The following is a 13,070-nucleotide window of genomic DNA, read 5'->3' on the forward strand; positions in this document are numbered from 1 at the left end:
GGCACGTCATGAGCGACCCCGCAATCATCGTCATCGCCCCCGAGCACGGCGACGAGCTGCGTACCCAGTTCCGGCGCTACGAGGGCGAGTACACCGTCGTCGTCGCCCCCGACCTCGCCTCTGCGGCGGCGCACGGACGCGCGCTCCAGGACGCCGGCACCCCGGTCGCGCTCTTCGTCACCGAGTCGCTCGTCCCCGGCACCGACATCCAACCCCTGCTCGTCAAGCTCCGCGGTGTCGTGCCGACGGCCCGCCGGGTCGTCCTCTCGCCGTGGGAGCGCTTCCGCGCCGAGGCCCCGGCGCTGCGCCCCGGGCTGGCGAAGGGCGTGTACGACGCCTTCCTCCTCCTGCCGCGCGGGGTGCGCGACGAGGAGTTCCACAGCGCGGTCGGCGAGCTGCTCAACGACTGGAACGCGACCGTCGGCGCGCCGGTCGTCGAGACGGTCTCGATCATCGCCCCGTCGCTCACCGGCGTCGCCCTCGACGTCCGCGGGCTGCTCGAGCGCACTGGTCTGCCCGTCGGGGTGCACACGCCCGACAGCCCCCGGGGGCGCGAGGTGCTCGCCCGCTACGACGGGCCGCCCGGGTGGCCCGTCGTCACCGGCGTCGGGCAGCAGGTCGCCCCGGCGCTCGTCACCTCGGCCCGCGAGGTGGCCGCGATGCTCTACGGCCGTCCCGACGACGTCGACGTCGACGCCGTCGTCGACCTCGTCGTCGTCGGGGCCGGACCGGCCGGTCTGGCCGCCGCGGTCTACGGCTCGAGCGAGGGGCTGGCCACGGTCGTCGTCGAGAGCGAGGTCGTCGGCGGCCAGGCCGGCACGAGCTCGATGATCCGCAACTACCTCGGCTTCCCCCGTGGCATCTCGGGGATGCGCCTGGCCCAGCGCGCGCGGGGCCAGGCGATCCGTTTCGGCACCCGCTTCTTCACCGGGTGGCCGGTCGTCGGCATCGAGGTCGGCGAGGGCGGCGCGCCCCACCGCGTGCGCACCGAGGGCGGCGAGATCGCCGCCCGCGCGGTCGTCCTGGCCACCGGCGTCGACTACCGGCGCCTCGGGGTCCCCTCGGTCGAGGCCTTCGTCGGCCGGGGCGTGCACTACGGCGCCGCGATGGCGGTCGCCCGCGAGATGGAGGGGCTCGACGCCTACGTCGTCGGCGGCGGCAACTCCGCCGGGCAGGCCGCGGTCCACCTCGCCCGGTACGCCCGCTCGGTGACCGTCGTCGTCCGACGGCCCGACCTCTCCTCGACGATGTCCTCGTACCTCGTCGGCGAGATCCGGCACAACCCGCGCATCACCGTCCTCGGGCGCACCGAGATCACCGACGCCGGTGCGCAGGACGCCGACGACGCGGCCCGGCTGGAGTGGCTCGAGCTCACCGACTGCGACACCGGGCAGAGCCGGCACGTCCCCGCCGGCGGGCTCTTCCTCCTGCTCGGCGCGCGGACGGCGTGCGACTGGGTGCCCGACGCCCTCGCCCGCGACGAGCGCGGCTTCGTCCTCACCGGTCGCGACGTGCCCCGCGACGCCTGGGTCGACGGCCGCCCGCCGGCCGACCTGTCGACGACGGTGCCGGGCGTCTTCGCGGTCGGGGACATCCGCGCCGGCTCGATGAAGCGGGTCGCCTCCGCCGCCGGCGAAGGGGCGTCCGTCGTCCCCCAGGTGCACCTCCACCTCTCCCCTGAGGCTCCCCCGTCGCCCGGCCCGACCGCCACGGCACCCGCGCCACGCCGGACGTCGACTTGAGTTAACTCATATATGAGTTACCTTGGACGACGTGAGTGACGACTACCTGAACCGCATCGGCCTGCTGATCCGCGACGCCCGCGTCAAGCGCGGCATGTCCCAGTCCGAGCTGGCCGGCGTCCTGGAGACCAGCCAGGGCGCCGTGACCCGCGTCGAGTCCGGCAAGCAGAACCTCACGCTGGACTCCCTGGCCAAGATCAGCGAGGCCCTCGACACCGAGTTCCTCTCCTTCGGCAAGTCCGGCGTCGACGGCGCCGTGCACCTGCGCATCGAGGGCGGGCGGCAGCTGTCGGGCGCCATCGACGTCAAGACGAGCAAGAACGCCGCCGTCGCGCTGCTGTGCGCCTCGCTGCTCAACAAGGGCACGACGACCCTGCGCAGCCTGGCCCGCATCGAGGAGGTCAACCGCATCCTCGAGGTGCTGCACTCCATCGGCGTGCAGACGCAGTGGCTGCCCGACTCCAACGACCTGCGGATCACCCCGCCGGCCCGTCTCGACCTCGCGAGCATGGACGAGGCCGCGGCCCGCCGCACCCGCACGGTCATCATGTTCCTCGGCCCGCTGCTGCACGACATGCCGCAGTTCCGCCTGCCCTACGCCGGTGGCTGCGACCTCGGCACCCGCACGGTCGAGCCGCACCTCGCCTCGCTCAAGCACTTCGGGCTCGACGTCGAGGCCACCCAGGGCTTCTACGAGGCCCGTGTCAGCGACGCCGTCGGCACCGACAAGACGATCGTGCTCACCGAGCGCGGCGACACCGTCACCGAGAACGCCCTCATGGCCGCCGCCCGCGACACCGGCACGACGACCATCCGCAACGCCAGCCCCAACTACATGGTCCAGGACCTGTGCTTCTTCCTCGAGAAGCTCGGCGTGAGCATCGAGGGCATCGGCACGACGACCCTGCGGGTGCGCGGCGTCGCCGAGATCGACGTCGACGTCGAGTACAGCCCGAGCGAGGACCCGATCGAGGCGATGAGCCTCATCGCGGCTGCGGTCGTCACCGGCAGCGAGATCACCATCCGCCGCTCCCCCATCGAGTTCCTCGAGATCGAGCTGGCGACGCTCGAGCAGATGGGCATGCGCTACACGCTGTCGCCGGAGTACACCGCGGCCAACGGCCGCACCCGCCTCGTCGACATCACGACCCACCCCGGGCCGCTCAAGGCGCCGATCGACAAGATCCACCCGCTGCCCTTCCCGGGTCTGAACATCGACAACCTGCCCTTCTTCGCGCTCATCGCGGCGTGCGCCGAGGGCACGACGACGATCCACGACTGGGTCTACGAGAACCGCGCGATCTACCTCACCGAGCTGACGAAGATCGGCGGGCACGTCACCCTGCTCGACCCGCACCGCGTGCAGATCACCGGCCCGACCCGGTGGCGCGCGAACGAGGTCGCCTGCCCGCCGGCGCTGCGCCCCGGCGTCGTCGTCCTGCTCGCGATGCTCGCCGCCCCGGGCGTGAGCTTCCTGCGCAACGTCTACGTCATCAACCGCGGCTACGAGGACCTCGCCGAGCGCCTCAACGCCCTGGGCGCCGACGTGCGCCCCTTCCGGGACATCTGAGCCCGGTCCACCCGCGCCACCCGCACGAAGGGAGGGCCCGTCACCTCGTGGTGACGGGCCCTCCCTTCGTCGCCGGTGGGGCGACCGCCGGTCAGCGGCTGCGGAGCAGCTCCTCGACGATCGGCTCCGGGGTGAGGCCGACGGCCTCGAGCACCTGGCCGCGCGACGCGTGCTGGATGAACTCCTTGGGCAGGCCGAAGCGGTGCACGGGCACGCCGACCCCGCCGTCCTGCAGGGCGCGAGCCACCTCGGAGCCGACGCCGCCGGCGACCGAGTTGTCCTCGAGCACGGCGACCCGGCCGCTGCGGGCGGCGAGCGCGACGAGCGCCTCCGGCACCGGGAGCACCCAGCGCGGGTCGACGACGAGGGTGGTCAGCCCCTCGGCCGCGAGCTTCTCGGCGACGGTCGTCGAGGTGCCCGCCATCGCGCCCACCGAGACGACGAGGACGTCGGGGTCGACCTGGGGGTCGCCGAGCAGGACGTCGAGACCCTCGTGCGTCGCCACCGCCTCGATCGGGTCGGCGACGCTGCCCTTGGGGAAGCGCACGACGGTCGGGCCGTCGGTGACGTCGACCGCCTCGCGGACGGCTCGGCGGATCTGCTGGCCGTCGCGGGGAGCGGCGAGGCGCAGCCCGGGGACGATCGCGGCGAGCGACATGTCCCACATGCCGTGGTGGCTCGCGCCGTCCGGTCCGGTGACGCCGGAGCGGTCGAGCACGAAGGTGACGCCGGCGCGGTGCATCGCGCAGTCCATGAGGAGCTGGTCGAAGGCGCGGTTCAAGAAGGTCGCGTAGATCGCGACGACGGGGTGCAGGCCTGCGTACGCGAGGCCCGCGGCCATCGTCGTCGCGTGCTGCTCGGCGATGCCGACGTCGAAGATGCGGTCGGGGTAGGCGTCGGCGAAGGGCTGCAGGCCGACCGGCATCATCATCGCCGCGGTGATCGCGACGACGTCCTCGCGCTCGGCGCCGAGGGCGACCATCTCGTCGCTGAACTCGTCGGTCCAGCTCCGCCCGGCGATCTCCAGCGGCAGGCCCGTCTCGGGGTTGATCTTGCCGACGGCGTGGAACTGGTCGGCGACGTCGTCGACGGCGTGGTCGTAGCCACGTCCCTTCTGCGTGATGCAGTGGACGAGCACCGGTCCGCCGAAGGCCTTGGCGCGGCGCAGCGCCTGCTCGAGCGCACCGAGGTCGTGCCCGTCGACCGGGCCGAGGTACTTGATGCCGAGGTCCTCGAACATCCCCTGCGGCGCCCAGAAGTCCTTCGCGCCCTTCTTCATCGAGTGGAAGGCCTGGTAGGCGGTCCGCCCGACGACGGGGGTGCGGGTCAGCTTGTCCTTGCCCCAGTCGAGGACCTGCTCGTACTGGCGGTTGGTGCGCAGCATCGCGAGGTGGTCGGCGAGCCCGCCGATCGTCGGGGCGTAGCTGCGCTCGTTGTCGTTGACGACGATGACGAGGGGCAGGTCCTTCTCGGAGGCGATGTTGTTCAGCGCCTCCCAGGCCATGCCGCCGGTGAGGGCCCCGTCGCCGATGACGGCGACGACGTGACGGTCCTCGCCGCGCAGCCGGTAGCCGGACGCGATGCCCTCGGCCCACGAGAGCGAGGTCGAGGCATGGCTGTTCTCCACGACGTCGTGCGGGGACTCGGCGCGGCTCGGGTACCCCGAGAGGCCGTCCTTGACGCGCAGGGCGGAGAAGTCGCTGCGGCCGGTGAGGATCTTGTGCACGTAGGACTGGTGCCCGGTGTCGAAGACGAGCGTGTCGCTCGGGCTGTCGAAGACGCGGTGCAGCGCCATGGTCAGCTCGACGACCCCGAGGTTCGGCCCGAGGTGACCCCCGGTGCGCGACACCTCGCGCACGAGGAAGGCCCGGATGTCGGCGGCGAGCGCGTCGAGCTCCTCCGGCGTCATCTCGTCGAGGTCGCGAGGACCGCTGATGCGCTCCAGGTCCGTCACCGGCTGTGTCCTTCCGAGGGATGGGCGCACGGGTGCGTGCACACGAGCAGCCAGTCTAGGTGCCCCCGGCTGGGCGCTCCCTGCGAGGAGGGCTCGGCGTGGCGGGTGCCGCCGACGTCACATCCGCGGCACGTAGGTGCGTCCGGCGAGGGCGTCGCGGACCAGCTCGACCCCGTGCTCGGCGGTGCGCAGCCGACGCCCCTCCGCCTCGAGCGCGGCGAGCAGCGGCTCGAGGGTGCCCGCTGGCAGCTCGGCGACCATGGCGACCCGGGCCTCGCGGTAGGCCTGCCGCGTCGCGTCGACCTGCGCGCGCACGTGCAGCCGGGCGAGCCAGGCGAGCGCGACGGGGTGGCGGCGCAGCACGTCGTGCGCGCGGTAGTCCGGCGGGCACTGGTCGAGCAGCCAGCCGGCGACATCGCCCTGCCAGCCCGTCGTGCCCGGCGGGCGCACGCCTGGTGGCCACCCCGGAGGCACGTGCTCGAACATGCGTTCGATGCTACCCGCCCCCGACGACGCCCGCCCCTCCCCCTTCGCCCCTCCCCCCTTCGCCGAGGTATGGAGATCGGTCGCCCGGACGGGGTCCGTGGCGACCGATCTCCATACCTCGCGGGGTCAGGGGTGGACGGGGCGGATGCTCAGCTCCTCGACCATCGCCTCGGGGCTGGCGTCGACGGCCAGACGGACGGTCGCGGCGACGGAGTCGGCCCGCAGGTGCTCGTCCGGGTCGTAGGCGCGCCCCTTCGAGCGCTGGAGGTCGACCTGCATGTCGGTGTCGACCCGCCCCGGGTGGATCGAGCACACCCGCACCTGGCCGCGCTCCTCCTCGCGCAGGGCGTCGGTGAGCGCGCGGACGGCGAACTTCGAGGCGGAGTACGACCCACCCCCGGCGCGCGAGGAGAAGCCGGACCCGGAGTTGATGACGACGACCTGGCCGCGCGCCTCGCGCAGCGCCGGGAGCAGCCGGCGCGTGAGGTCGGCGACCGCGACGACGTTGACCTCGAGCTGCACGCGCCAGTCCTCACGGGTGAGCTCGGCGAGCGGCCCGCCGCGGGCGATGCCCGCGCTGTGGACGAGCACGTCGAGCCGACCGTCGAGGACCTCGGCGGCGCGCTCGACCGCGGCGGCGGTCTGCGCGTCGTCGCTCAGCTCGGCGACGAAGGGGTGAGCCGTGCACCCCTTCGTCGACAGGGCGGCGACCGCCTCGGCGACAGCGGCCTCGTCACGGCCGCCGACGAGCAGGTCGTGCGTCGGGGCGAGGACCTCGCAGATCGCGCGGCCGATGCCGCGGGTGCCCCCGGTGACGAGGGCGAGGGGACGTCTGGTGGGCTCGGTGGTCATGGCCCCACCCTAGGGACGCCGGCGGCCCGGCCCCCACGAAGGGGGACCGGGCCGTCGGGCGTCGTGCGCGGGTCTCGTCAGGCGACGAGCGAGCGCAGGACGTACTGCAGGATGCCGCCGTTGCGGTAGTACTCCGCCTCGCCGGGGGTGTCGATGCGCACGACCGCGTCGAAGGAGATCGGCTCGCCGCCGTCCTTCGTCGCCGTGACCTTGACGGTCTTGGGCGTCGTGCCCTCGTTGAGCGCGGTGATCCCCTCGACGTCGAAGGTCTCCGTGCCGTCGAGGCCGAGGCTCTCGGCGCTCTCGCCCTGCGGGAACTGCAGCGGGATGACCCCCATGCCGATGAGGTTGCTGCGGTGGATCCGCTCGTATGACTGGGCGATGACGGCGCGGACGCCGAGCAGGCGCGTGCCCTTCGCGGCCCAGTCGCGCGAGCTGCCCGAGCCGTACTCCTTGCCGGCGAGGACGACGAGCGGGGTGCCCTGCTCGGCGTAGGACTCCGAGGCCTCGAAGATCGAGGTCTGCTCGCCGCCGTTGGTGAAGTCGCGGGTGAAGCTGCCCTCGACGCCGTCCAGCAGCAGGTTGCGCAGCCGGATGTTGGCGAAGGTGCCGCGGATCATCACCTCGTGGTTGCCACGACGCGAGCCGTAGGAGTTGAAGTCCTTCTTGTCAACGCCGTGCTCGGCGAGGTAGCGGCCCGCCGGGCTGTCGGCCTTGATCGAGCCGGCCGGGCTGATGTGGTCGGTGGTCACCGAGTCACCGAGCCAGGCCAGGACGCGGGCCCCGGAGATGTCCTCGACCGGCTCGGGCTCGCGGCCCATCCCGTCGAAGTACGGCGCCTTGCGCACGTAGGTCGAGTCGGCGGCCCAGTCGAAGGTGTTGCCCTCGGGGGTCGGCAGGCCCGTCCAGCGCTCATCACCGGCGAAGACGTCTGAGTACTTGTCGGCGAACATCTCGGTGCTCACGGCCTCGTCGATCGTGCGCTGCACGTCGGAGGGGTTCGGCCAGATGTCCTTGAGGTAGACGTCCTGGCCCTCGCCGTCCTGACCGATCGGGTCCGCGTCGAAGTCGAAGTCCATCGTCCCGGCGAGCGCGTACGCGATGACGAGCGGCGGCGAGGCGAGGTAGTTCATCTTGACGTCGGGGTTGATCCGGCCCTCGAAGTTGCGGTTGCCGGACAGGACCGCGGTCACCGCGAGGTCGCCCTGGGCCACGGCCTCGGACACCTCCGGGATGATCGGGCCGGAGTTGCCGATGCACGTCGTGCAGCCGTAGCCGACGAGGTGGTAGCCGAGCTTCTCGAGGTAGGGCCACATGCCGGCCTTCTCGTAGTACTCGGTGACGACCTTGCTGCCCGGTGCCATCGAGGTCTTGACCCACGGCTTGACGCTCAGACCACGCTCGACGGCGTTCTTGGCGAGCATGGCCGCGGCCATCATCACCGAGGGGTTCGAGGTGTTGGTGCAGCTCGTGATCGAGGCGATGGCGACGTGGCCGTGGTCGATGCTCACCTCGTGACCGTCGATGCTCACCTGGACGGCGTTGCTCGCCAGCCCGTTGGCCTCACCACCGGAGTGGCTCGGACGACCGGCCTCCTGCGACTCCTCGTGGGCGTCGTGCGACGGCGAGTCGGAGGCGGGGAAGGTGTCGGCCAGCTCGGCGTCGACGGCGCTCTTGTCGATGCCGTTGCCGTCCACGACGTAGTTGCGCAGGTCCTTGCGGAACTGCGACTTCGCGTCGGTGAGCGAGATGCGGTCCTGCGGACGCTTCGGGCCGGCGATCGAGGGGACGACACTGGACAGGTCGAGCTCGAGGCGCTCGGAGTAGCGGGCCTCGACGCTCGGGTCGTGCCACAGGCCCTGCTCCTTGGCATAGGCCTCGACGAGGTCGAGCTGCTCCTGGGGGCGGCCGGTGAGACGCATGTAGTCGAGCGTCACGTCGTCGACGGGGAAGATCGCGCAGGTGGAGCCGAACTCGGGGCTCATGTTGCCGATCGTCGCGCGGTTGGCCAGCGGCACCGCGGTGACACCCTCGCCGTAGAACTCGACGAACTTGCCGACGACGCCGTGGTCGCGCAGCATCTCGGTGATCGTGAGGACGACGTCGGTCGCCGTCGCACCCTGGGGGATCTCGCCGGTCAGCTTGAAGCCGACGACGCGCGGGATGAGCATCGAGATGGGCTGGCCGAGCATCGCGGCCTCGGCCTCGATCCCGCCGACGCCCCAGCCGAGCACGCCGAGGCCGTTCTCCATCGTCGTGTGGCTGTCGGTACCGACGCAGGTGTCGGGGTAGGCCTGGAGCGTGCCCTCGACCTCACGGGTCATCGTCACGCGGGCCAGGTGCTCGATGTTGACCTGGTGGACGATCCCGGTGCCCGGGGGGACGACCTTGAAGTCCTCGAAGGCGGTCTGGCCCCAGCGCAGGAACTGGTAGCGCTCCTCGTTGCGCTCGTACTCGAAGTCGACGTTGCGCTCGAAGGCGTCGCGCTGGCCGAAGACGTCGATGATTACCGAGTGGTCGATGACGAGCTCAGCCGGGGCGAGCGGGTTGATCTTCGAGGGGTCGCCGCCGAGGTCGGCGACGGCCTCGCGCATCGTCGCGAGGTCGACGACGCAGGGGACGCCGGTGAAGTCCTGCATGATGACGCGAGCAGGGGTGAACTGGATCTCGGTGTCGGGCTCCGCGGTCTCGTCCCACTGCCCGAGGGCGTTGATGTGGTCCGCCGTGACGTTCGCGCCGTCCTCGGTCCGCAGGAGGTTCTCGAGCAGGACCTTGAGGCTGTAGGGCAGCGTCTGCGAGCCCTCAACCTGCGCCAGCCGGAAGATCTCGTAGGACGCGTCACCGACGCTGAGCTCGCCCTTCGCACCGAAGGTGTTCGCACTGGGCACTGTCGACTCCTCTGTCGTGGTTTTTATCTTGACGTCAAGATAAACCTATCACAGCCCCCGTTCGTCACGGGGTCCGGTTCTGCTCCCACTGTCTCGCACACGGGGCCGCTCGGCGCGCCGAGCAGCAGCCCTCGTCGGCGGGCGGACAGGGCGCTCTCAGCCCGCCGGGACGAAGGTCGCGACGCACTCGACGTGGTGCGTCATCGGGAAGGCGTCGAGCGAGCGCAGCGCGTCGAGCTCGTACCCGCCTGCCCGCAGGGTGGCGGTGTCGCGCCCCAGCGCGGCGGGGTCGCAGGCGACGTAGACGAGGCGCCGAGGGCGCATCGCGAGCAGCGCCTCGACGACCCCGCGACCGGCGCCGGTGCGCGGCGGGTCGAGGACGACGACGTCGGCGCTCGGCGGCAGCAGCTGGGAGCGGGCAGGAGCGCGTCCCCCGCGCTGTCCGCGGCGACGCCCCTGCCGGGGCACCCCCAGCAGGTCGTCGACCCGGCCGGGCACGACGACGGCGTGCCGCTGCTCGGCGAGGTTCTCGGCGAGGTGGTCCAGGGCGAGCGGGTCCGACTCGACGGCGAGCAGCTGGCCCTCCGGCCCGGTCGCCTCGGCCAGCGGCAGCGAGAGCAGGCCGACCCCGCTGTAGAGGTCGAGCACCCGCTCCCCCGGTTGCACCTGCGCCGCCTCGAGGACGGCCTCGACGAAGGCACGCGGCGCATCGGCGTGGACCTGCCAGAAGCCGCGCGCGTCGACGCTCATCTCGCGCTCCCCCGTGGGCGTGGCCACCCGCTCGGTGAGGGTGATGCGCTGCGCCCGGCCCTGCGGGCCGACCTCGACGAGCGCGACGTCCTCCTCGCCGGAGGCGGCGACGACGTCGACGGCCACCGCGTCCTCGAGCCCGCCCTCGGCGGCCTCCTGCGCGGCCGCGGCGATGCCCTCGTCGACCCTCGGGTGCGCGATGGGGCACCCGGTGACCGGCACGAGGTCGTGCGAGCGGTGCTTGCGCAGCCCGACGAAGGGGGTCCCCCCGCCCTCTCGACCGACCGCCACCTCGACCCGGGTGCGGTAGCCCAGCCCGTCGGCGTCGGCCAGCGCCTCGACGACCACCTCGCGCTCGACCCCGCCGAGGCGCTGGAGCTGCTCGACGACGACCTGCGCCTTGAGGGTGCGCTGGTGCTCGGTGCTCACGTGCTGGAGGTCGCAGCCGCCGCAGCCCCCGGGCCCGGAGACGGGGCAGCGCCGCGGCACGCGGTGCTCGGAGGCCTCGAGGACCTCGACCGCGTCGCCGCGCACGAAGCGGTCGCCGGGTCCCCCTTCGGTGATCCTCACGACCACCCGCTCCCCCGGGATGGTGTGGCGCACGAAGACCACGCGCCCGTCGTGGCGAGCCACGCAGTGCCCGCCGTGCGCGACCGGGCCGACGACGACCTCGATCTCGTCGCCGACGGCCAGCTCGTCTCCTGCAGGTGTCGTCATGCTCACTTCTCTCCTCGTCGCACGTCGCCCGCGACGGGTCCGTCGAAGCGCTCCTCGGCACCCTGCGAGCTCGCGAGCTGCCACGGCACCGAGCTCACCATGACCCCTGGGGTGAAGAGCAGGCGCGACCTCAGCCGCAGCGCGCTCTGGTTGTGCAGCAGCTGCTCCCACCAGTGCCCGAGGACGTACTGCGGGATGTAGACGACGACGAGGTCGCGCGGGTTGCCCGAGCGGATCGACTTCACGTAGTCGACGACCGGCCGCGTGATCTCGCGGTAGGGCGAGTCGAGCGACTTCAGCGGCACGGGGATCCCCCGGCGCAGCCACTCGGCCTGGATCTGGGCGGTCTCGTCCGGGTCGACGTCGACGGTGATCGCCTCGAGGCGCGATGGCCGGGTCGCGGCGGCGTAGGCGACGGCTCGCAGCGTCGGCTTGTGGATCTTGCTCACGAGGACGATGGCGTGGACCCGCGAGGGGAGCAGCTGCTGCTGCGTGTCGTCCTCGCGGACCGCGAGCTCCTCGCGCACGTGGTCGTAGTGCCGTCGGATCGCGATCATCAGGGCGAAGAGCACGCCCATCGCCGCGAGCGCGTAGCCCGCGCCGTGGGTGAACTTCGTCAGCAGGACGACGACGAGAACCGTGCCCGACATCGCCGCGCCGACGGCGTTGATCGCCCGTGAGCGGCGCATGCGGCGGCGGGCCCGCTCGTCCTTCTCGACCGCGAGGTGGCGGTTCCAGTGGCGCACCATGCCGGTCTGGCTCAGCGTGAAGGAGATGAAGACCCCGACGATGTAGAGCTGGATGAGGGCCGTGACCTCGGCGTCGTAGGCGACGATGAGCGCCGCTGCGGCGGCCGCGAGGATGACGATGCCGTTGCTGAAGGCGAGGCGGTCGCCGCGGGTGTGCAGCTGGCGCGGCAGGTAGCCGTCCTTGGCGAGGATCGACCCCAGGACGGGGAAGCCGTTGAAGGCGGTGTTCGCCGCGAGCACGAGGATGAGCCCGGTGACGACCGAGACGAGGACGACGCCGGGGTGGAAGCCGGAGAAGACCGACTTCGCGACCTGGCCCATGACGGTGTCCTGGACGTAGGAGTCGCCGACGGGCACCCCGTCGCGCAGCAGCTGGCGCTGCGGGTCGTCGGCGAAGTGGACCCCGGTCCACGTCGCGAGGCTCATCATCGACAGGAGCATCGTCGTCGAGACCGCGCCCATGAGGAGCAGCGTCGTCGCGGCGTTCGTCGACTTGGGCTTCTTGAAGGCCGGCACGCCGTTGCTGATCGCCTCGACACCGGTGAGCGCCGCACACCCGGAGGAGAAGGCGCGCAGGAGCAGGAAGGCCATCGCCAGCGTGCCGAGCTGCTCGTACCCGGCCTCGGGCGCGAGGGTGAGGTCGGCCGACTCGGCCTGCGGCAGCTCGCCGAAGGTCCGCCGGGCGAAGCCGACGAGCGCCATGCCGAGCACGGCGGCCATGAAGAGGTAGGTGGGGATCGCGAAGGCGGAGCCCGACTCGCGCACCCCGCGCAGGTTCATCGCGGTGAGGGCGACGACGATGCCGACGGCGACGAGGGCCTCGTGCCCGCGCAGGAAGGAGAAGGCGGACGCGGCGTTCTGCACCCCCGAGCTCACCGACACGGCGACCGTGAGGACGTAGTCGACGAGCAGCGCGCTCGCGACGGTCAGACCGGCGCGCGGCCCGAGGTTGACGCTCGCGACCTCGTAGTCACCGCCGCCGGAGGGGTAGGCGTGGACGTTCTGGCGATAGCTGAGGACGACGACGACCATGACGACGACGACCGCCAGCGCGATCTCCCACGAGTGGGTGAGGGCGAGCGCGCCGCCGGCCAGACCGAGGGTCAGCAGGATCTCGTCCGGGGCGTAGGCCACGGAGGACAGCGCGTCGCTGGCGAAGACCGGCAGCGCGATCTTCTTGGGCAGCAGCGTCTCGCCGAGACGGTCGCTGCGCATCGCTCGGCCGACGAGCACCCGCTTGAGCAGACGACCCCTGGACACGAGGCAGAACTGTACGCGGGCACCGGGCCCGCCGCTGCGCGACGACGAGGTGCCGCGTCACCCCGTCGCCCCCGGCCGCCGCACGTGCTGGCGTGTACCGTC

8 protein-coding genes are annotated in these 13,070 nt (G+C 72.1%); 2 read left to right on the plus strand and 6 right to left on the minus strand.

What is annotated here, in order from left to right; translation table 11 throughout:
• The first annotated feature begins 8 nt into the window (after window positions 1-8).
• The gene (locus tag ABIB53_RS00270) at window positions 9-1,742 is read left to right on the plus strand and encodes an NAD(P)/FAD-dependent oxidoreductase (protein ID WP_354586655.1); all 1,734 of its coding nucleotides are present in this window, start codon (window positions 9-11) and stop codon (window positions 1,740-1,742) included.
• 31 nt (window positions 1,743-1,773) lie between these two features.
• The gene (locus ABIB53_RS00275; RefSeq protein WP_068276537.1) at window positions 1,774-3,312 is read left to right on the plus strand and encodes a helix-turn-helix domain-containing protein; all 1,539 of its coding nucleotides are present in this window, start codon (window positions 1,774-1,776) and stop codon (window positions 3,310-3,312) included.
• 91 nt (window positions 3,313-3,403) lie between these two features.
• On the opposite strand, the gene dxs is transcribed toward ABIB53_RS00275, so the two are convergent.
• The 6 genes from dxs to ABIB53_RS00305 all read right to left on the minus strand — a co-directional run bounded on the left by dxs (window position 3,404) and on the right by ABIB53_RS00305 (window position 12,923).
• Window positions 3,404-5,266 (minus strand): 1-deoxy-D-xylulose-5-phosphate synthase, encoded by a 1,863-nt coding sequence (dxs, locus tag ABIB53_RS00280; RefSeq protein ID WP_229299022.1) that lies wholly within the window; start codon window positions 5,264-5,266, stop codon window positions 3,404-3,406.
• A 117-nt stretch (window positions 5,267-5,383) separates the two neighbouring features.
• Window positions 5,384-5,752 carry a hypothetical protein gene (locus tag ABIB53_RS00285; RefSeq protein WP_229299023.1) on the minus strand — a complete coding sequence of 123 codons (369 nt, stop codon included), beginning with the start codon at window positions 5,750-5,752 and terminating at the stop codon, window positions 5,384-5,386.
• Between the two features lie 126 nt (window positions 5,753-5,878).
• Window positions 5,879-6,604: an SDR family oxidoreductase gene (locus ABIB53_RS00290; protein ID WP_354586658.1), complete on the minus strand. Its 726-nt coding sequence runs from the start codon at window positions 6,602-6,604 to the stop codon at window positions 5,879-5,881.
• A 77-nt stretch (window positions 6,605-6,681) separates the two neighbouring features.
• The gene (locus ABIB53_RS00295; protein ID WP_229299025.1) at window positions 6,682-9,492 is read right to left on the minus strand and encodes an aconitate hydratase; all 2,811 of its coding nucleotides are present in this window, start codon (window positions 9,490-9,492) and stop codon (window positions 6,682-6,684) included.
• Between the two features lie 156 nt (window positions 9,493-9,648).
• Window positions 9,649-10,959 (minus strand): class I SAM-dependent RNA methyltransferase, encoded by a 1,311-nt coding sequence (locus tag ABIB53_RS00300; RefSeq protein WP_354586659.1) that lies wholly within the window; start codon window positions 10,957-10,959, stop codon window positions 9,649-9,651.
• A 2-nt stretch (window positions 10,960-10,961) separates the two neighbouring features.
• Window positions 10,962-12,923 carry an APC family permease gene (locus ABIB53_RS00305; protein ID WP_068276534.1) on the minus strand — a complete coding sequence of 654 codons (1,962 nt, stop codon included), beginning with the start codon at window positions 12,921-12,923 and terminating at the stop codon, window positions 10,962-10,964.
• Between the last annotated feature and the right edge of the window lie 147 nt (window positions 12,924-13,070).

Source organism: Janibacter sp. UYMM211, from assembly GCF_040547045.1.
In the GTDB taxonomy this organism is placed as follows: domain Bacteria; phylum Actinomycetota; class Actinomycetes; order Actinomycetales; family Dermatophilaceae; genus Marihabitans; species Marihabitans melonis.

Excerpts from the sequence above, each read along its gene's own strand:
- ABIB53_RS00270 (WP_354586655.1), top strand. The coding sequence starts at position 9 with ATGAGCGACCCCGCAATCATCGTCATCGCCCCCGAGCACGGCGACGAG.
- ABIB53_RS00285 (WP_229299023.1), bottom strand. The coding sequence starts at position 5,752 with ATGTTCGAGCACGTGCCTCCGGGGTGGCCACCAGGCGTGCGCCCGCCG.
- ABIB53_RS00290 (WP_354586658.1), bottom strand. The coding sequence starts at position 6,604 with ATGACCACCGAGCCCACCAGACGTCCCCTCGCCCTCGTCACCGGGGGC.
- ABIB53_RS00300 (WP_354586659.1), bottom strand. The coding sequence starts at position 10,959 with ATGACGACACCTGCAGGAGACGAGCTGGCCGTCGGCGACGAGATCGAG.
- ABIB53_RS00305 (WP_068276534.1), bottom strand. The coding sequence starts at position 12,923 with ATGCGCAGCGACCGTCTCGGCGAGACGCTGCTGCCCAAGAAGATCGCG.